General features: G+C 65.7%; 16 protein-coding genes. 7 read left to right on the top strand and 9 right to left on the bottom strand.

Going from position 1 to position 18,722, the window contains the following annotated elements; translation table 11 throughout:
- On the bottom strand, positions 1-1,194 hold the full coding sequence (locus MF610_RS03080; protein ID WP_242192637.1) for a toxic anion resistance protein: 1,194 nt from the start codon (positions 1,192-1,194) through the stop codon (positions 1-3).
- 206 nt (positions 1,195-1,400) lie between these two features.
- Between MF610_RS03080 and typA the strand changes: the two genes are divergently transcribed.
- Positions 1,401-3,245 (top strand): translational GTPase TypA, encoded by a 1,845-nt coding sequence (gene typA / locus MF610_RS03075; RefSeq protein ID WP_242192635.1) that lies wholly within the window; start codon positions 1,401-1,403, stop codon positions 3,243-3,245.
- A 201-nt stretch (positions 3,246-3,446) separates the two neighbouring features.
- Here typA and MF610_RS03070 read toward each other — a convergent pair whose 3' ends face one another.
- On the bottom strand, positions 3,447-3,941 hold the full coding sequence (locus tag MF610_RS03070; RefSeq protein WP_242192633.1) for a TlpA family protein disulfide reductase: 495 nt from the start codon (positions 3,939-3,941) through the stop codon (positions 3,447-3,449).
- A gap of 57 nt (positions 3,942-3,998) precedes the next feature.
- Positions 3,999-5,177, bottom strand: a complete 1,179-nt coding sequence (chrA, locus tag MF610_RS03065) for a chromate efflux transporter (RefSeq protein WP_242192632.1) — start codon at positions 5,175-5,177, stop codon at positions 3,999-4,001.
- Between the two features lie 177 nt (positions 5,178-5,354).
- On the opposite strand from chrA, the gene polA reads away from it, so the two are divergent.
- Both polA and MF610_RS03055 read left to right on the top strand, forming a co-directional pair.
- The gene (gene polA / locus MF610_RS03060) at positions 5,355-8,114 is read left to right on the top strand and encodes a DNA polymerase I (RefSeq protein ID WP_242192630.1); all 2,760 of its coding nucleotides are present in this window, start codon (positions 5,355-5,357) and stop codon (positions 8,112-8,114) included.
- Positions 8,114-8,779: a hypothetical protein gene (locus MF610_RS03055; RefSeq protein WP_242192627.1), complete on the top strand. Its 666-nt coding sequence runs from the start codon at positions 8,114-8,116 to the stop codon at positions 8,777-8,779. The genes polA and MF610_RS03055 overlap by 1 nt, the downstream gene beginning before the upstream one ends.
- 12 nt (positions 8,780-8,791) lie before the next feature.
- On the opposite strand, the gene MF610_RS03050 is transcribed toward MF610_RS03055, so the two are convergent.
- Positions 8,792-9,181, bottom strand: a complete 390-nt coding sequence (locus MF610_RS03050; RefSeq protein WP_242192626.1) for a DUF305 domain-containing protein — start codon at positions 9,179-9,181, stop codon at positions 8,792-8,794.
- Positions 9,182-9,339: 158 nt separating this feature from the next.
- Here MF610_RS03050 and MF610_RS03045 point away from each other — a divergent pair, with 158 nt between their 5' ends.
- Positions 9,340-10,866, top strand: coding sequence for a lipopolysaccharide biosynthesis protein (locus MF610_RS03045; protein WP_242192624.1), 1,527 nt, complete (start codon positions 9,340-9,342; stop codon positions 10,864-10,866).
- Between the two features lie 6 nt (positions 10,867-10,872).
- On the opposite strand, the gene MF610_RS03040 is transcribed toward MF610_RS03045, so the two are convergent.
- The 5 genes from MF610_RS03040 to MF610_RS03020 all read right to left on the bottom strand — a co-directional run bounded on the left by MF610_RS03040 (position 10,873) and on the right by MF610_RS03020 (position 15,575).
- Positions 10,873-11,970, bottom strand: a complete 1,098-nt coding sequence (locus MF610_RS03040; protein WP_242192623.1) for an acyltransferase family protein — start codon at positions 11,968-11,970, stop codon at positions 10,873-10,875.
- 9 nt (positions 11,971-11,979) lie between these two features.
- Positions 11,980-12,732: a GDSL-type esterase/lipase family protein gene (locus tag MF610_RS03035; RefSeq protein ID WP_242192622.1), complete on the bottom strand. Its 753-nt coding sequence runs from the start codon at positions 12,730-12,732 to the stop codon at positions 11,980-11,982.
- 195 nt (positions 12,733-12,927) lie between these two features.
- Positions 12,928-14,379 carry an AMP nucleosidase gene (locus MF610_RS03030; RefSeq protein ID WP_242192621.1) on the bottom strand — a complete coding sequence of 484 codons (1,452 nt, stop codon included), beginning with the start codon at positions 14,377-14,379 and terminating at the stop codon, positions 12,928-12,930.
- Between the two features lie 299 nt (positions 14,380-14,678).
- On the bottom strand, positions 14,679-14,993 hold the full coding sequence (locus tag MF610_RS03025; RefSeq protein ID WP_242192620.1) for a hypothetical protein: 315 nt from the start codon (positions 14,991-14,993) through the stop codon (positions 14,679-14,681).
- A 99-nt stretch (positions 14,994-15,092) separates the two neighbouring features.
- Positions 15,093-15,575 carry a peroxiredoxin gene (locus MF610_RS03020; RefSeq protein WP_242192619.1) on the bottom strand — a complete coding sequence of 161 codons (483 nt, stop codon included), beginning with the start codon at positions 15,573-15,575 and terminating at the stop codon, positions 15,093-15,095.
- Between the two features lie 114 nt (positions 15,576-15,689).
- Here MF610_RS03020 and MF610_RS03015 point away from each other — a divergent pair, with 114 nt between their 5' ends.
- From MF610_RS03015 to ahcY, 3 genes are all read left to right on the top strand, one after another.
- On the top strand, positions 15,690-16,250 hold the full coding sequence (locus tag MF610_RS03015; protein WP_242192618.1) for a YqgE/AlgH family protein: 561 nt from the start codon (positions 15,690-15,692) through the stop codon (positions 16,248-16,250).
- A gap of 41 nt (positions 16,251-16,291) precedes the next feature.
- Positions 16,292-17,131 (top strand): sterol desaturase family protein, encoded by an 840-nt coding sequence (locus MF610_RS03010; RefSeq protein ID WP_242192617.1) that lies wholly within the window; start codon positions 16,292-16,294, stop codon positions 17,129-17,131.
- A gap of 96 nt (positions 17,132-17,227) precedes the next feature.
- Positions 17,228-18,637 carry an adenosylhomocysteinase gene (gene ahcY / locus MF610_RS03005; protein ID WP_242192616.1) on the top strand — a complete coding sequence of 470 codons (1,410 nt, stop codon included), beginning with the start codon at positions 17,228-17,230 and terminating at the stop codon, positions 18,635-18,637.
- Positions 18,638-18,722 lie beyond the last annotated feature (85 nt).

Below are 18,722 nucleotides of genomic sequence, written 5' to 3'. Positions count from 1 at the left end.
TTACATCGCCTCCAGCTTGAACGTCTCGCCACCCTGCGCATTCTGCGACGCGCCTTCGGCCCGGGCGATATAGCCGCGCGACTTCTCGACCTCGTTCGACAGCGTGCCGATAGTGGTCTTCATCGAATCGAGGGCCTTCAGCTTGAAGGTGTCGATCGCGTCCATCGTGTCATAGACGTTCTGGAACGCGCGTTGCAGCACTTCGACGGGAATCGTCGATGCGGCGGCCTGTTCATGGATCGTCGCGGTCTGGCTGCGCAGCAGCTTGCCGGTCGAATCGATGATGTTGGCGGTGGTGGTGTTGAGCGCGGTGATCTGGTCCAGCACCAGCTTCTGGTTGGTCAGCGCCTGTGCGACCGTCACCGCGGTGCGCAGCGCGCCGACGGTGGTGGTGCTGGCGCGGTCGACGCCCTTCACCAGTTCGACATTGTTCTTCTTGACCAGATCGAGTGCGAGATAGCCCTGCACCGTCACCGCCATCTGCGTCAGCAGGTCCTGCGACCGCTGGCGGACATAGAAGAGCGCGGTCTCGCGGATCGCCTTGGCCTTGGCCGGATCGCTGTGGTCGAGCTCGTTGGCACGGTCCTCCAGCTTCTGATCCATTTCCTTCGACAGATAGATCATCTGTTCGAGGCGACCCATCGCGGTCCACAGATTGGCGCGTTCGGTGTCGATGGCGGCATTGTCCATCAACAGCTCGTCCTTGCCGGACTGGAGCCGTTTCAGGATCGAGGCGATGTGGCTCTGCGCGGACTTGTAGCCGTCGAAATAGTCGCGGACCTTGTTGCCGAACGGGATCATGCCGAACAGCTTCTTCGGCTCGAGGAAGTTGCCCTGCTTGCCCGGATCGAGGTCCTCGATCGTGCGGCGCAGTTGCGCCAGGTCGGCGCCGACGCCCGATTCCTGGTCCATCGCCTTGACCGGACGGTCGAGGAAACGGTTCGACTGGCCCGCCGCTTCGCGGATCTCGCGGGCGCCGAGGTTGCTGATCGCATCGACCCGCTTGCCGAATTCGGGCGAGTTCGCGTCCTGCGCGACCAGCTGGTCGATGAAGTCGTCGACGCGGCGCTGGAGTTCGGTGCGCTTGGTATCGTCCACCGGCACCAGCCCGGCGGCCTTTGCGGGCGCGACGGTCGGCACCGGATCGGGCGGGGTCAGCACCAGCGCTGGCTCTTCGGTCGTCTGCGTTGCCATATGTCCTCCACTTGCGTCCGCTTGATGCCATGCGGACGCCCCTCGATACAACTGTGGTAGTTAGATAATACACATCTTGGTTGCAATGGCAGCGGCGTACGCCGTGGCACGGCCCGCCGCAGCGCAGCAAAGGGGGGACTTCCGGTTTCCGAGGAAATACGCTAAGCGCCCGCCCAACTGCACTCCCGCATGATCCAGGAAATAGCATGAGCCTTCGCAACGTGGCGATCATCGCCCACGTCGATCACGGCAAAACCACGCTCGTCGATCAGTTGTTCCGTCAGTCCGGCACGTTCCGCGACAACCAGCGCGTCGAAGAACGCGCGATGGATTCGAACGACCTCGAAAAGGAGCGCGGGATCACCATTCTCGCCAAGCCGACCTCGGTCGACTGGACCCCGCCGGGCAGCGATGAATCGATCCGCATCAACATCGTCGACACGCCGGGCCACGCCGATTTCGGCGGCGAGGTCGAGCGCATCCTGTCGATGGTCGACGGCGTCGTCCTGCTGGTCGATTCGTCGGAAGGCGCAATGCCGCAGACGAAGTTCGTGACCGGCAAGGCGCTGGCGCTGGGCCTGAAGCCGATCGTCGTGGTCAACAAGGTCGACCGCAGCGACGCGCGCATCCAGGAAGTGCTGGACGAAGTGTTCGACCTGTTCGTGTCGCTGGACGCCAACGACGAACAGCTCGATTTCCCGGTGCTCTATGCGTCGGGCCGCAACGGCTATGCCTCGACCGACATGGACGCGCGCGAAGGCACGCTGATCCCGATGTTCGAGACGATCGTGTCGCACGTGCCCGCGCCGAAGGTGGAAGTGGAGGACGTTCCGTTCACCTTCCTCGTCACGCTGCTCGACCGCGACAACTTCCTCGGCCGTATCCTGACCGGCCGAGTCAATTCGGGCACGGTGAAGCTGAACCAGCCGATCCACGCGCTCGACAATGACGGCAACGTCGTCGAAACCGGCCGCGCGTCGAAGATCATGTCGTTCCGCGGCCTCGACCGCGTGCCGGTCGACGAAGCCAAGGCGGGCGACATCATCTCGCTGGCCGGCCTGACCGTCGCCACCGTGTCGAACACGATCTGCGACCCGCAGGTTACCGAGCCGCTGCACGCGCAGCCGATCGATCCGCCTACGCTGTCGATGCGTTTCGCCGTCAACGATTCGCCGATGGCGGGGCGTGAGGGCACCAAGGTGACGTCGCGCATGATCCGCGACCGCCTGTTCCGCGAAGCCGAATCGAACGTCGCCGTGAAGGTGACCGAAGCGGCCGATCGCGACAGCTACGAAGTCGCGGGCCGCGGCGAATTGCAGCTGGGCGTGCTGATCGAAACGATGCGCCGCGAAGGCTTCGAGCTGGGCATTTCGCGTCCGCGCGTGCTGTTCGGCGAGGACGAGGACGGCAAGAAGACCGAGCCGTACGAAACCGTCATCATCGACGTGGACGAGGAATATTCGGGCACGGTCGTCGAGAAGATGAACCTGCGCAAGGCCGAGATGACCGACATGCGCCCGTCGGGCGGTGGCAAGACTCGGATCACCTTCTCGGCACCCTCGCGCGGCATGATCGGCTATCACGGCGAGTTCCTGTCGGACACGCGCGGCACCGGCATCATGAACCGGCTGTTCGAGAAGTACGGTCCGCACAAGGGCCAGATCGAAGGCCGCAAGAACGGCGTGCTGATCTCGAACGGCGCCGGCGAAGCGCAGGGCTATGCGCTGGGGCCGCTCGAAGAGCGTGGCATCCTGTTCGTCGGTCACGGCGAAGCGCTGTATGAAGGCATGATCATCGGCGAGAACGCCAAGACGGATGACCTCGAGGTCAATCCGATGAAGGCGAAGCAACTGACCAACTTCCGCGCCTCGGGCGGCAAGGACGACGCGATCCGCCTGACCCCGCCGAAGAAGATGACGCTGGAACAGGCCATTGCGTACATCGACGACGACGAGATGGTTGAGGTGACGCCAAAGAACATCCGTTTGCGCAAGCGCCACCTGGACCCGCATGAGCGGAAGAAGGCGAGCCGGGCAAAGGCCGCAGCGTAAGCTCGGCCGAGCCGAACAAGGCTCGCCCGGCCGGCCTTGCGCAGGCGAGGACCGACGACGTGGCTTCGCCACGTCGGGCTATAAAATAAGGAACGGCCCCGGAAGCGATTCCGGGGCCGTTTTCCGTCCAACAAGGCCTATTATCTCGTTACCCCGGATCAAGTCCGGGGTGACAAGTGTGATAGCCCGACCACTACCTCATCAACTCGCCGGCACCCGCTCGTTCAACAACGGGATCAACTCACGATTGAGGTCGTCCAATTCCATCGCCCCCGCCTTCGCGTAGCGTACCACCCCGCGCCGATCGATGATGTAGTTGGTCGGCACCGCCGGTACTTCGCGCGAAATGCCCTTGATCCCCTTGGCCGGGGTGATCGCCAGCGCGGCGAACAGCGCCTTCATCTTGTAAATCGGCACCGATCCTTCGGTCGTGACGGCGAAGACGCGGGCGCCATGCTTGCTGATCTTGCGATAATAGGCGTCGAGCAGCGGCAGTTCGGCGCGACACGGCACGCACCATGTCGCCCAGAAATTGACGACGACGACTTCGCCACGATGCTCGGCGAGCGTGGTCTTGGTCCCGTCGGCGAGCGTCAGTTCGATCGGCGGCGCGGGCTGGCCTACCTTCAGTTCTTTCGCCATGGCGGGCGTGGCCGCGGCCAGCGCGGCGGTAAGCGGCATAATCCAGTAGCGCATCGATATTGTCCCCCAATGCACAATGTTCTTCGCGCCGACGAAGACGTCAAGCCGGGGTCAGAACAGCGCCCAGCCCAGCATGGCTCCGACCGCGACGATCACCGGCGTTACCCAGCCGCCTTTCAGCCGCCACGCCATTACCAGCGCCCCCCCGAACAACGCGCCTCCTGTCAGCGGATCGATTCGTCCTCCGGTGGCCAAGCCCAACTGCAAAAGGGTCGCTACGATGATCCCGACGACCGCCGCCGCGACCCCGGTCAGCGCGTGGCGGAGCGAAGGTGCGTCGACGATCCCCTCCAGCCGTTCGAAGAACAGCAGCGAGAAGGCGAAGGCGGGCAGGAACATGCCGAGGGTAATCGCCAGCGCGCCGACGAGGCCGCCCGCGACGAAGCCGATGAACGTCGCGAAGATTACGAGCGGCGCCGGAATGACATTGGCAAAGGCGACCCCGTCGAGAAACGCAGCGTCGCCGATCCACCCGCGACCGACGGTATCCGCGCGAACATAGGGGATGGCGGTATAGGCGCCGCCAAAGGTCAGTAGTCCGCCCTTCAGTCCGGCGACGAAAAGGGCAAGGATGGTGATCGGCTGAGCGGTCGATGCGACCGGCGCGACGGGGGTGGCCGCCATGAGAGCGGCAACCGCGGCGGCGATCCCGACGAGACCGATGGCCGAGGCGGCTAATGGCCGCGCCTTCGTGGCATAAACGCCGCCACCGACCAACAGCGGTATCCAGAACGCAACCCCGAAGAGCGTCGCTCCCGCCGCCGCCAGCGTGATGACGGCTAGCAACCGGTCCTCCACGACATGCTGCCCGATCCGCACCACGGCGCGCAGGATCACCGCGAGGATCGCCACCTGGACGCCGAGCAACAACCCGCCGAGCGCGACGCTTCCCTGCAGGACGGTGACATAGAGCCAGCCGACCAGCAGCATCAGGCAGAAGCCCGGCAGCATGAAGCCCAACCCCGCGAGCAGCCCACCGATCCGGCCCCGCGCGAGGACACCGAAATGGACGCAGAGTTCATGCGCCTCCGGCCCCGGCAACGCCTGCAGCACCGCGAGCAGCCGGTTGAACCGCGCCCGGTCGATCCAGTGTTCCTCCTCCACCAGCGTCTGGCGCAGCATCGCGATCTGCGCGACCGGTCCGCCAAAGCCGAGGCAACCGAAGCGCAGGAATTTTCCGAACAGCGCGATCAGCGACAGGGCGGGGGGACGGGGCGGGGCAGGATCCATGGGTACGCTCCTACAGGCCGCAACGGCGACCGATGGAGCGGAACTTGGGCAACGGGTCGCCTGAACGGGCGTCCGCGTCGGCCCGCATGCAAAATCTGGCCTGTTACGCACCGTGAAGTCAAGCGGGCAGTATGGCCCCCCTCGCGCCCGCCCCACTGCGCTGCTATCTCCGCCCCCATGCCCCATCTCTATCTCGTCGACGGCTCCGGCTATATCTTTCGCGCCTATCATCGGCTGCCGCCGCTGACCAATAAGCACGGCGAGCCGGTGGGGGCGGTCTATGGCTATACCACCATGCTGTGGAAGCTGGCCGATGCGCTGCATAAGGCCGATGGGCCGACGCATATGGCGGTGATCCTCGACAAGTCGTCGAAGACGTTCCGCAACGACCTGTACGACCAGTATAAGGCGCACCGGCCGCCGCCGCCCGAGGATTTGGTCCCGCAGTTCCCGATGATCCGCGACGCGACGCGGGCGTTCAGCCTGCCGTGCATCGAGGAGGAAGGGCTGGAGGCCGACGACATCATCGCCTGCTATACCCAGGCGGCGCTGGCGCAGGGCTGGGCGGTGACGATCGTCAGTTCCGACAAGGATCTGATGCAACTGATGACCGATCCGTCGGTCGACATGCTCGACACGATGAACAACCGGACGCTGGGGCCGGAGCATGTGGTCGAGAAGTTCGGCGTGACGCCGGAGAAGCTCGGAGACGTGCTGGCGCTGATGGGCGACAGCGTCGACAATGTGCCGGGCGTGCCGGGGGTGGGGCCGAAGACGGCGGCCAAGCTCATCAACGAGCATGGCGATCTGGAGGCGGTGCTGGCCGCCGCGCCCGACATGAAGAAGGGCAAGCTGCGCGACAATCTGATCGAGCATGCCGGTAATGCGCGGCTGTCGAAGGTGCTGGTGACGCTGAAATGCGATGGTGGCCTGCCCGAACCGCTCGACGCGCTGGAACTGCAGGGGATACCGGAGGCGCCGCTGCGCGCCTTCCTCGAACATCACGGGTTCCGCACGCTGCTGACCAAGCTCGGCACGGTTGCCGATGCCCCGGTCGAAAGCCCGACCGCGCCGGTGGCGCAGGACGACGAACCGTCATGCGACCATGACGCGTATGAGACGGTAGTGACGCAGGACGCGCTCGACCGCTGGGTACAGGTGGCGCGGCATCAGGGCTGGGTCGCGATCGATACCGAAACCACCGGGCTCGACGCGACCCGGGCCGAACTGGTCGGGGTGAGCATGGCGCTGCACCCGAACCTCGCCTGCTATATTCCGATCGGCCATGGCGGGACCGACATGTTCGCGGAGAAGCCCGAGCAATTGCCGCGCGAAGCGGTGCTGGCGACGCTGAAGCCGTTGTTCGAGGACCCCGACGTCCTGAAGATCGGGCATAATCTGAAATACGACATGATCGTGCTGGCGCGCGCCGGCGTCGATGTCGCGCCCTATGACGATACGATCGTCATGAGCTTCGCGCTCGACGCCGGGCTGCACGGACACGGCATGGACGAACTGGCGGCGACGCACCTCCAGCATAGCTGCATCGCGTACAAGGATGTGGTGGGGACGGGCAAGAAGCAGGTCGGCTTCGGCGAGATCGACCTGAAGACCGCGACCCGCTACGCTGCCGAGGATGCCGATGTGACGCTCAGGCTGTGGCGACGGTTCAAGCCGCGATTGCCGTATGAGCAGGCGACCAAGGTGTACGAGATGGTCGACCGGCCATTGGTGCGCGTGATCGCCGACATGGAGCAGGCCGGGATCAAGGTCGATGCGGCGGTGCTGGCGAAGCTGTCGGAGGATTTCTCCGCGCGGATCGCCGCGTTGGAAACCGAGATCCACGAACTGGCGGGCACCAAGTTCACGATCGGATCACCGAAACAGCTGGGCGACGTATTGTTCGTCACGCTGGGGATCAAGGGCGGGCGCAAGGGCAAGTCCGGCGTCTATTCGACCGACGTCAACGAACTGGAACGCATCGCCGCCGACAAGGATTCGCCGGGTGCGGTAATCGCGGCGAAGGTGCTCGACTGGCGCCAGCTGTCGAAGCTGAAAAGCACCTATACCGATGCGTTGCAGGCGCAGATCAACCCGGCGACCGGGCGGGTGCATACGTCGTACAGCCTGACCGGCGCGCAGACCGGGCGGCTGTCGTCGACCGATCCGAATTTGCAGAACATCCCGATCCGGACCGAGGTCGGGCGGCAGATTCGCGATGCGTTCGTGGCCGAACCGGGCAACGTCATCCTCGCCGCCGATTATTCGCAGATCGAGCTGCGGCTGGCGGCGCATATCGCCGACGTGCCGCAGCTGCGCGACGCGTTCGAACGCGGCGACGACATCCACAGCATCACCGCGCAGGAGCTGTTCGGCGAGGTCAACCGCGACACGCGTGGGCGGGCCAAGACGATCAACTTCGCGATCCTGTACGGCATCAGTCGCTGGGGCCTCGCCGGGCGGCTGGACGTGAGCGCGGACGAGGCGCAGGCGATGATCGATCGCTATTTCGACCGCTTCCCCGGCATCAACCGCTATATCGCCGAGACGACGCAGAGCGTGCGGACGACCGGGTTCACCACGACGCTGTTCGGGCGCAAGACGCATTTCCCGCGCATTCAGTCGAAGGTGCAGCATGAGCGCCAGGGTGCCGAACGCGCCGCGATCAACGCTCCGATCCAGGGGACGAGCGCCGACATCATCAAGCGGGCGATGGCGCGGATGGGGCCGGCGCTGGCCGAAGCCGGGCTGCACGAGGTGCGGATGCTGTTGCAGGTGCACGACGAATTGGTGTTCGAACTGCCCGAGGGGCTGGTCGAGGCGGCGACGCCGGTGATCCGGCGGGTGATGGAGACGGCGGCCGAACCGGTGGTGCAGCTGTCGGTGCCGTTGGGCGTGGAGATCGGCACGGGGGCGAGCTGGGGCGCGGCGCATTGATGCTGTGGCTGGCATTTGCATTGCAGGCTGGCGCACCGACGTTGGCCGAAGTCGAGTTGTCGTTGCCGCAAGCGGTCAAGCGTGTGCTTAAAGATAAGCCCCACGGTCCAATCGTTGCCGTGGAAAATGCTGAGCCGTGGCATCCAGCGATCGGGGGCCAAGCTGCGCGCGATTATATCGAGCGACCGGTGGCGTTACCCCGGGGATGCCAGCGTCGACGTTGGCGTGCCCAGTTCATGCCGGCTCGGTATCAGACATCGGTCGATCCGTCGGTCGCGAGCGACGCCGCCATTCTGCTGACGGTGGAAGAGAAACGCGAAGTCATCGTAACGAACGCAGCGACCTGTCCGGCGAAGGGCTATGTCGACATGGATTCCCGTGTCGACGCCGCTGCGGCAATTGGCGCGCTGATCCGTTTCGACAACGTCCTAAACCAACAAGTCAAAGTGGAGTTCGCCTGCGACGACCAGACTCGGACGGGCTTTTGCAAGGATGGTGCGGCTATCCGTCGCGAATTGAAATTGCTCAGGCCGAGGGAGATCAGGGGTGGAGGCAGCGCGGTGACGCTGATGTTTCTCGGCAAGCGAAACCTGACGTTGGTCAGCCTCGATACGGCCAGGCCCGAGAGTGTGCAGGTCAGGAACATTATCCCACCAGCTTCGTGATCCCGCGAACCATCAACGCCCCTTCGCCCGCAGCCATCGGTCGATCTGCTCGATCTCCTGCTGCTGCGCAGCGATTACCGCCTGTGCCAGCGCGCGGGCGGCGCGGTCCTTGCCATGCGCCAGTTCGGTCTGTGCCATCGCCACCGCGGCGACATGATGGACGCGCATCTGCTGCATGAAATCGACATCGGCGTTGCCGGTATAGGCTGGGGAATCAGCCATCATCGCGGCCATCGACTGCTTGTAGCCGCGCGTCGCGGGTGAATCCGACGCGGTGCCGGTCATCGCCTGATGATTCATTGCCGCATGGTCGGCGGGTTCGGCGGTATTGCCGGTCGTGGCGGGCTGTTGCGAGCAGGCGGCGAGCGTCGCTGCGCAAAGGATCGGGGCGAACGCCTTCATCTATCGTCTCCGCAAGGATTGCCGAACCAAGCCTCCAGCGGCGCGATCGTTCCGACCGTTGCCCGCAAGCCGCACCATGCGGCCAAAGCGCACAGGGGGCTATGGCCTGCCGCGCCCCTCGCGTATGAGGCCGCGATGATCGACCCTTCGCGCGTCGCGTGACCGACGCGCCGACCCCGCCGACCGACGATATCGCCGCCCTGGCCAAGGGCGGGCGGACGAACGTGTTCGGCTTCGTCCTGCGCCTCGTCGCGCGACTGCCGTTCCTGTTCATCGCCGGGCGGGTCTACGGCCCCGAGATCGTCGGGCGGTTCGCGCTGGCGGTGCTGGTGGTCGAACTGGCGGCGCTGGTCGCGACATTGGGGTTGAAGCGGGGGCTGGCGCAGGCGCTGTCGTCCACCGACCGGCCGCATGCTCATGTCGTGTGGGACGCATTGGCGGTGGCGTTCATCTTGTCGGTCGCGGCCAGCGCGGTATTATTCGTCTTTCCGCAGGTGATGTACCCGAACAGCGAGGTGATCGGGTTCGAACGCCTCTTGCCGCTGATCGTCTTCGCGATCGCGTGGTCGGACGTCAGCCTCGCGGCGCTGGCCTATCGATTGAACGTCAAGGCGGCGGTAACCGCGCGGGCGGTGGTCGAGCCGTGGACGATCTCGATCGCGGCGTGGGGGCTCAGCTATTATTCGACGCGCGACGGGCTGATCATGAGCTACGTGCTGGCAATGGCGGCGGCGCTGGTCGCGTCGATCGTGCCGTTCATCCGCAGCTATGGCCTGCCTTATGGCTGGTCGCCGCATCTGCGGCCGATGCTGGCGCTGGTGAAGCGCAACATGCCGCTGGCCGGGGCCGACGCGATCGAATGGGGCACGCGCAACGTCGACCGCTTCATTCTGGGGCTGTTGTTCGGGCCGGCGATCGTCGGCATCTATTACATGGCGCAGCAGGTCGCATCGCTGCCGCAGAAGCTGAAGACCAGCTTCGATCCGGTGCTGGGGCCGGTCATCACCCAGAGCCTGGCGGTGGACGACAAGGGCGCGGTCGCGCGGCAGGTACGGCAGGTTGGTTTCTGGATCATCACCGCGCAGGCGGCGCTGGCGCTGGCAGGCAGTATTCCGGCATCGGGAGTGATGGGCGTGGTCGGGCGCGAGTTCGTCAGCGGGGCGGGGGCGCTGTCGTTCCTGCTGGTCGCCGAGGTGCTCGCGGCGAAGGGCGCGGTGTCGGAGGCGGCGCTGGTCTATATCGCGCGGCACCGCAACCTGATGATATCCCTCGGCCTCTTGGCGTTTCAGGTCGTGCTGAGCTTCGCGCTGGTAATGCTGATGCGGACGATGGGCCTGCCGCAGAACTATGCCGCGGTGGGGCCGGCGATGGCGTTGTGCACCTCGGTCGCGCTGGGATCGGTCATCAAGTCGGGGCTGTTGTCCAGGCTGCTGGGCCATAGCGTGCGCGATTTCCGGCCGGCGTTCGTGTGGGCGGTGGTGGCGGCGACGGTAGTCGGGTCGGCGATCATGCAGTTGCCCAAGCGGTTCGAATGGGCCGAGATGCTGTTTGGCATTCCGATCATCCTCGCCACCTATTTCGCGATCCTGTGGCGCTGGGCATTCCGGCCGGAGGACAGGGCACTGTTCCACAAGAGCGCGGCAGCGAGCGAGGCGCAGCTGCCGACCGACCGCTACAAGGTCTGAACCCGGTCAGGCCGGTTTCGCGGCGATCCCGAACGATGGCCGCGGTGCGCCGTTGAACAGCCACAGCAGTACCGGTGACCGCACCACCACCCGCGTATGGAACGCGTAGGACAGGATGGCCGCGACCGACACGACGAAGGCGAAGGTCAGATAGTCGTCGTGCAGCACGTCGCCGGCGAGTGCCTGCAACAGCTTCACCAGCGGGAAATGGACGAGGTAGATCGTCAGCGACGCATCAGCGATGCGGCGGAGCGCGCGCGGCACCCGGCGGATGGTCAGCGCCGACCGCAGGATCAACAGCGCGCTGGTGCCGGGAAGCACCGCGCGGGCGAGCAGCGAGAGTTGGGGGATGCCGATGCCGGGCGCCGCGCCGCTGGCCCATGCCGCGCCGCAATCGAGGATCACCATCGTCGTGACGATCATCGCCATGGTGCGCCAATGGCCGAGCACGGCCACGGCCAGCGCTTCGTCACGCCCGAGCAGGATGCCGATGGCGTAGAGCGGCGCGTAGCCGAGCATCTGCGGCAGGGTGCTGAGCACCGTCGGTCCGTCGCACGGCACGATCGCGGCCAGCAGGATGCCAAGCGTCATCATCGCGAGCGAACAGACCAGCATGGCGAGGATGATGCAGGCCTGGCGGCCGGTCGGGGTGGTCGCGTGCCCGGTCAGCCATGTTGCCACCCGCGCATGCGTCTCACCGAATGCCAGCACCCACGCGATCGGCAGATAGAGGATCAGCGCGAGCAGGAACCAGAGATGGTACCAGTTGAACCACAGGCTGACGATCGACGGCGTCGCCGCCGCATAATGCACCCGCAGGATGACCAGCGTGGGCACGGTCAGGACCAGCCCGGTCAGCAACGGCATCGCCAGCATCTGGAACCGGGTGCGCAGCCACACGCGGCGGGGTCGGCGCGACGCGACGAAGCCGCACAGATATCCGGCGACGACCATGAACGCCCCCATGCGGACGTGGGTAGAGACATAGCCGATCACCGCGAACAGCGGGGCGTGCGATCGTTCGGGCAGGGCGTGCAGCAGGATGCCGAACAGCATGAGCCCCGCGCGCCATGCATCGACCCCAACCAGGCGTTGCGGTGGCATGGTCGGGGATCAGCTATGCGTCGATTCGCGCTGGCACCGCCGGACGAGCGGTGCCGGCAGGTCGGCGGCAAGGGCGCGGTGCAGCGCGGTGCTGAAGATCGCATAGCCGGCATCGTTCAGGTGCAGTCCGTCGACTTCGTAGAAAGGACCGGGGCGATCGTTGACCAGGAACCGGTCGCGCACGTCGACATAGGTCAGGTCGCTATCGTGCGCGGCCATTTCCTGCACGATCGCGTCGAACGCCGCCTGTTTGTCCGCGAGCGCCCAGCGGGTCGGCGATGGCTTGACCGAGACGAAGAAGACCGGCGTCGTGCCCAGCCGCTTGCGCTTGTACGCCATGAAGTCGGCGAAGGCGGCGGCCGTGGCACCCACCGACACGCCGAACGCTAGGTCGTTCTCACCGGCGTAGAAGACGATCGCGCGCGGCGGTTGCGGATTGCGTTCGTTGAGGAAGCGGGTGGTCAGTTCGCTCAGTGTCGCGCCGCCGATCGCGCGGTTGTGCGTCGTCCACGGCATCATGTCCTGCTGCAGGCTGGTCCAGCGCGCCATGGTCGAGCTGCCGACGAACCACACCGCGCACTGGTCCTGCCGTACTTCGTTGGGCAGCGGCAGTGAATTGGTGAACGCCTGCTGCTCGCGCGCCTTGCCATAGCCCCAGCCGAAGATGATCGCGCCGAAGACTCCGAGCGCGATCACTGCCTTGAGCAGCGTCATCGCGACTTCGCGCAGCGCCGAGGGCAGTTTTCCGGGCAGGGTGGGCATGCGGTCGTCGTTCCTTTCGGAACAACGACGTAGCGGGCAAAGGTTACCCGACGCTCAACGGGGGAGAGCTTGGTGCTCCCCTCCCTGACAAGGGAGGGGTCGGGGGTGGGTAGGTCCGCGAGGGAAGGTTCGTGCGCCACAACGGGCCGACCCACCCCCAGCCCCTCCCTTGTCAGGGAGGGGAGATGACGGCCCTTACCGGAACGGCGGTTCGTTGAACGCGCGCAGCTTGCGGCTGTGCAGGCGGGCACCCTCCAGCCGCAACTGCTCGCAGGCTTCGATGCCGATCCGCATATGTTCGTTGATCGCGCGTTCGTAGAAGCGGTTGGCCTGTCCCGGCAGCTTCAGTTCGCCGTGGAGCGGCTTGTCCGATACGCACAGCAGCGTGCCGTAGGGAACGCGGAACCGGTACCCCTGCGCCGCGATCGTCGCCGATTCCATGTCGATCCCGACCGCACGCGACAGCGAGAAGCGCAGCGCCGAGCGGCTGAAGCGCAATTCCCAGTTGCGGTCGTCGGTGGTGACGATGGTGCCGGTGCGCAGCCGCTTTTTCAGCTCGTCGCCCGACTGGCCCGACACGATCTCCGCAGCGCGGGCCATTGCGACCTGCACTTCGGCGATGGCCGGCACCGGGATTTCGGGCGGTAGTACGTCGTCCAGCACATGGTCGTCGCGCAGATAGGCATGGGCCAGCACATAGTCGCCGATCCGCTGGCTGGGGCGCAGGCCGCCGCAGTGCCCGATCATCAGCCACGCCTCGGGCCGCATCACCGCGAGGTGATCGCAGATCGTCTTCGCGTTGGACGGGCCGACGCCGATATTGACCAGCGTGATGCCGGTGCCGTCCGGCGCGACGAGGTGATAGGCCGGCATCTGGTGCCGCCGCCACGCGCTGTCGCTGACCATCCGTTCGGCATCGTCGCCTGCGGTCGCCAGCACGCCGCCGGCCCCCGACAGCGCGGTATAGCGACTGGGCGTGCCGTCGGCGGCGGGCTTCAACTGTTCCCCGGCCCAGCGGACGAATTCGTCGACATAGCGGTGATAGTTGGTGAACAGCACGTATTGCTGGATATGTTCGGGCGGAGTGCCGGTATAATGCCGCAGCCGCGCGAGCGAGAAGTCGGTGCGCAACCCGTCGAACAGCGCCAGCGGACGGCTATCGTCATGGCCGATCCACAGTCCGTCGGCGATCTCATCGCCGATATGCGCCAGTTCGGTTGCGGGAAAGTACCGCGCCAGCTCGGACGCCGACACCGCGTCGAGGCTGAGCGCATGGCCGGCGTCGAGCACATAGGGGAACGGGATTTCCTGCCGCCCCGGTGCGGCTTCGACCGTCACGTCGTGGTTGGCGATCAGCAATTCGAGCTGTTCGGTCAGGTACGCCGCGAACATCGCCGGCTTGGTCACGCTGATGCGATATTCGCCCGGCGTCGTCAGCCGGCCGTAGGCGCGCGACGGCATCGGCCGGTCGCTGCCGCCGCGATAGGTCAGGCGGATTTCGGGATAGGCGAACGATCCGTCGACCCGTGCCGAAGAGGGCGGGGGCGTGCCGTCGGTGAGGTAGCGGTCGAGCGCGGCGCGCAGCCGCGCCACGGAAGCGGTATAGAGCCGATCGAGTTCGGCGACGATCTGGGAAGCCTGCGTCATCGACCGTGGCTAAGGCGTTCGGCGGCGACAGGTCAAGAGGGGGGATAGATGGGCGATCGAGAACCGGGTTGTTCCGCTACCCTCGGCCGTACCAGCCAAGTCCTGCCCGCCACCAACGTCATCCCAGCGCAGGCTGGGATCTCCCGGTAAGGGGGAGCGCGCCTCGCCGCGGCAGGCCCCAGCCTGCGCTGGAGCGACGGTTCCTGTCGGGCGGCGCAGTAGAAGCTGGACCCCGGATCAAGTCCGGGGTGACGTTGGAAAACGGGCGAACGGTTGTGACCGTTCGCCCGTCCCGAAGCTCAGGTCGCCGAGGGCGGGACCTTCGGCGTCGCATCCGCCTCGCGCTTCTTCTCGATCAGCTTCGACGCGCCGAACGCTGCACCGGCGATCGCGGCGGCGGCACCGGCGACGATCGCGGCGGTGGCGCCGGGGTGCGCCTTCACCGTTTCCGCGGTCGACTTGGCCGCGCTGCTGACCGCGTCGCGCGACTTGGCGGCGGCGTCGGTCACGCTTTCCTTAGCCGAGGCATAGGTCGCCGATGCCTTTTCGGCGATCGTGCCGGTGGTTTCGGCGACGTCGTTGGCGACATCCTTGCTGGTCGTCGTGTTGGTCATGACGTTCCCTTTCGCGTTCGATATGGTTGCGTAACTACCGACTAACTCGAACGGCCGCCGCCGGTTCCGTTACGGTTGACGGGAAATCAACCCTGTGGGTCAGAGCGAGGCGAGCAGGTTTTCCGCCGAGCTGACCTTGAACTCGCCCGGTGCCTCGACATGCAGTGCCTCGACCGTGCCGTCGTTGACCAGCATCGCATAGCGTTGCCCGCGGGTGCCCATGCCATAGGCTGAACTGTCAACGGTCAGCCCGACCGCCTTGGCGAAATCGGCATTGCCATCGGCCAGCATCGTCACCTTGTCGGTCGCTTCGCCCGCCTTGGCCCATGCACCCATCACGAACGCGTCGTTGACTGCGGTGCACGCGATCTCGTCCACGCCCTTGTTCCGGAACGCCTGAGCCTGTTCGACATAGCCCGGCAGATGGCGCGCCGAGCAGGTCGGGGTGAAGGCGCCCGGCACCGAGAACAGCGCGACGCGGCGCCCGGCGAAGAAATCGTCGGTCGATACCTGGTCGGGCCCGTCGGGGGTGACCTTGACCAGCGTGGCGTGGGGCAGGCGGTCGCCGACCTTGATCGTCATGTTCGTCTCCACAATACGGGCGCGCCGATCGCGCGGCCCTGACAGCGTGGGAGCGGGCGCGGACCTTTTCAACCATGGCGCTACCCCGCCGGTACGATTAGCGTCGTCCGGATTATGGAACAGACACGATTCCTTGCCGGAGAGATCCTGCTCGCGATGCCAGGCATCGGCGACCGCCGTTTCGACCACGCCGTCCTGGCGATGTGCACCCATGACGAGGAGGGGGCGATGGGCGTCGGCATCGGCGATACGATCGACGGGCTGGGGCTGCATGCGCTGCTGAAACAGTTGGACATCGAACCCGGCGAAGCGCCCGACGCGCCGATCCATCTGGGCGGCCCGGTCGAAACGCGGCGCGGCTTCGTGCTGCACGACGATAGCTGGGGCGGGCAGGACACGATCGACGTCGCGGGGAAATGGGCGTTGTCGGGTTCGATCGACGTGCTGCGCGCGATCGCCGCCGGGACCGGGCCGGCGCGGTTCCTCGTGGCGCTGGGCTATGCCGGATGGGAGGCGGGGCAGCTAGAGGGCGAATTGTCGCGCCATGGCTGGATGAATGTCGGCGGCGACGGCGACCTGCTGTTCGACGTGCCGACGCCGACGCGGTGGCGGGCGGGGTTCGACCGGCTGGGGATCGATCCGCGGCTGCTGGCGCTGGGCGCGGGCACCGCCTGACGGCAAGTAATTGTTAGGAACGCAGGGATAAGGTTCCGGCGATGTCGACCCTGTCCGCCATGTGGGAAACCGTGAAGCCGACGCTGGTCGTGTGGACGTTCGGCTTTTCGGTCATGACTGCCGTCGAACTGCTGGCCCCGCGCGAGCGGCATTCGCTGCGCGGCCGGTTGCCTGGGCTGTTGTTCTGGGCGATCTGGCTGGCGATCAGCGGCGTCGCCTATGCCGGGTTCCGCACGCTGTGGAGTGCGCTGGGCATAGCGCCGCTCGTCACGCTGCCGACCGGCGCGGGGTGGCAGACGCCGGTGGCGTGGGTGGTCGCTCCGCTGATCGGTGCGGTGATCTACGACTTTTTCTTCTATTGGTGCCACCGGGCGCAGCATCGCTGGCTGTGGCGCTATCATGCCGTGCATCATTCGATCCGGGAAATGTCGGCGGTGAACGCGTTCCACCATCCGATCGAACCGTTCGTGCAGATCCTGCTGATCGCGATCCCGACCAGCCTGATCGCCAGCGAAGTCGGACCTGCGGTGCCGGCGATGCTGGTCCTGATGCATCTGCAAGCATCGTTCATCCATACGCCCAGCCGCTGGCATCTGGGGCCGTTGTCGAGCGTGATCGTCGACAACCGCTTCCACCGCATCCACCATTCGGTCGAACACCGGCATTTCGACCATAATTTCGGTGCGTTCACGACGCTGTGGGACCGGTTGTTCGGTACCGCGTGGATGCCGGAGAAGGACGAATGGCCGGCGACCGGGATCGCCGAGGTCGACCAGCCGCGCACGCTGCACCAGTGGGTCAGCCTGCCGGTCGCCTATGACCGCGCGACTGACGCGACCAGTAGGATCGAGCAGCCGCGCGCGCCCGCGCTCGAGATATAAAGATATCTTTATGTAGCGTTTGCGTTTCGCCGACCACGTCGGTAGAGGCGCACCATCCGCCATGGGCGTGCCCCATGGCCCCACGCAGGAGTTCCCATGGCCACCGCCATCGCAGACAAGCAGACCGATTACGTCATCAAGGACATCGGCCTCGCCGATTTCGGTCGCAAGGAAATCGAGATCGCCGAAACCGAAATGCCGGGCCTGATGGCGCTGCGCAGCGAGTTCGGCGCGTCGCAGCCGCTGAAGGGTGCGCGCATCACCGGTTCGCTGCACATGACGATCCAGACCGCGGTGCTGATCGAGACGCTGACCGCGCTCGGCGCCGACGTCCGCTGGGCGACGTGCAACATCTTCTCGACGCAGGACCATGCCGCCGCCGCGATCGCCGCCAAGGGCATCCCGGTGTTCGCGATCAAGGGCGAGAGCCTTGCCGACTATTGGGACTATGTCGGCGACATCTTCGACTGGGGTGACGAAACCGCCAACATCATCCTCGACGACGGCGGCGACGCCACGATGTTCGCACTGTGGGGCGCCAAGCTGGAGGCCGGCGCGACGCTGAGCGAGCCGGAAAACGAGGAAGAAGTCGAGTTCCAGCGCGCGCTGAAGGCGTTCATCGCCAAGCGTCCGGGCTATCTGACCGAGACGGTCAAGAACCTGAAGGGCGTGTCGGAAGAAACGACCACCGGCGTCCACCGCCTGTACGAAATCGCCAAGAAGGGCGAGCTGCCGTTCCCGGCGATCAACGTCAACGACAGCGTCACCAAGTCGAAGTTCGACAATCTGTACGGCTGCAAGGAATCGCTGGTCGACGCGATCCGTCGCGCGACCGACGTGATGCTGGCCGGCAAGGTCGCCTGCGTCGCCGGCTTCGGTGACGTCGGCAAGGGCTCGGCCCAGTCGCTCCGCAACGGCGGCGCGCGCGTGATGGTGACCGAAGTCGACCCGATCTGTGCGCTGCAGGCGGCGATGGAAGGGTTCGAGGTCGTGACGATGGAAGAGGCGGTGACCCGCGCCGACATCTTCTGCACCGCGACCGGCAATGCCGACGTCATCACCGCCGATCACATGAAGGCGATGAAGCCGATGTCGATCGTCTGCAACATCGGTCACTTCGACAGCGAGATCCAGATCGCCGCCTTGTCGAACTACGAATGGGACGAAGTGAAGCCGGGCACCGACCTGGTGAAGTTCCCCGACGGCAAGCAGATCATCGTGCTGGCCAAGGGCCGCCTCGTGAACCTCGGCTGCGCGACCGGCCACCCGTCGTTCGTGATGTCGTCGTCGTTCACCAACCAGGTGCTGGCGCAGATCGAGCTGTGGACCAAGGGCGACAACTACAAGAACGAAGTGTACGTCCTGCCCAAGCACCTCGACGAAAAGGTCGCAGCGCTGCACCTCGAAAAGCTGGGCGTGAAGCTCAGCAAGCTGACCCCCAAGCAGGCGGGTTACATCGGCGTGCCGGTCGAAGGGCCGTTCAAGCCGGATCATTACCGCTACTGATCCGACCGGATCGTTAGAGTGAAGGGGCGGGCATCCAACGGGATGTCCGCCCTTTTCGTGTCCAGACGGCAACACCGGCAGCAGA

This window comes from Sphingomonas hankookensis, from assembly GCF_022664465.1.
Classification (GTDB): domain Bacteria; phylum Pseudomonadota; class Alphaproteobacteria; order Sphingomonadales; family Sphingomonadaceae; genus Sphingomonas; species Sphingomonas hankookensis.
This window is presented reverse-complemented; position numbering and strand designations above follow the sequence as displayed.

Excerpts from the sequence above, each read along its gene's own strand:
- MF610_RS03030 (WP_242192621.1), bottom strand. The coding sequence starts at position 14,379 with ATGACGCAGGCTTCCCAGATCGTCGCCGAACTCGATCGGCTCTATACC.
- MF610_RS03040 (WP_242192623.1), bottom strand. The coding sequence starts at position 11,970 with ATGCCACCGCAACGCCTGGTTGGGGTCGATGCATGGCGCGCGGGGCTC.
- MF610_RS03025 (WP_242192620.1), bottom strand. The coding sequence starts at position 14,993 with ATGACCAACACGACGACCAGCAAGGATGTCGCCAACGACGTCGCCGAA.
- MF610_RS03050 (WP_242192626.1), bottom strand. The coding sequence starts at position 9,181 with ATGAAGGCGTTCGCCCCGATCCTTTGCGCAGCGACGCTCGCCGCCTGC.
- MF610_RS03070 (WP_242192633.1), bottom strand. The coding sequence starts at position 3,941 with ATGCGCTACTGGATTATGCCGCTTACCGCCGCGCTGGCCGCGGCCACG.
- MF610_RS03080 (WP_242192637.1), bottom strand. The coding sequence starts at position 1,194 with ATGGCAACGCAGACGACCGAAGAGCCAGCGCTGGTGCTGACCCCGCCC.
- polA (WP_242192630.1), top strand. The coding sequence starts at position 5,355 with ATGCCCCATCTCTATCTCGTCGACGGCTCCGGCTATATCTTTCGCGCC.
- MF610_RS03055 (WP_242192627.1), top strand. The coding sequence starts at position 8,114 with ATGCTGTGGCTGGCATTTGCATTGCAGGCTGGCGCACCGACGTTGGCC.
- typA (WP_242192635.1), top strand. The coding sequence starts at position 1,401 with ATGAGCCTTCGCAACGTGGCGATCATCGCCCACGTCGATCACGGCAAA.
- MF610_RS03015 (WP_242192618.1), top strand. The coding sequence starts at position 15,690 with ATGGAACAGACACGATTCCTTGCCGGAGAGATCCTGCTCGCGATGCCA.
- chrA (WP_242192632.1), bottom strand. The coding sequence starts at position 5,177 with ATGGATCCTGCCCCGCCCCGTCCCCCCGCCCTGTCGCTGATCGCGCTG.
- MF610_RS03010 (WP_242192617.1), top strand. The coding sequence starts at position 16,292 with ATGTCGACCCTGTCCGCCATGTGGGAAACCGTGAAGCCGACGCTGGTC.
- MF610_RS03035 (WP_242192622.1), bottom strand. The coding sequence starts at position 12,732 with ATGCCCACCCTGCCCGGAAAACTGCCCTCGGCGCTGCGCGAAGTCGCG.
- MF610_RS03020 (WP_242192619.1), bottom strand. The coding sequence starts at position 15,575 with ATGACGATCAAGGTCGGCGACCGCCTGCCCCACGCCACGCTGGTCAAG.
- ahcY (WP_242192616.1), top strand. The coding sequence starts at position 17,228 with ATGGCCACCGCCATCGCAGACAAGCAGACCGATTACGTCATCAAGGAC.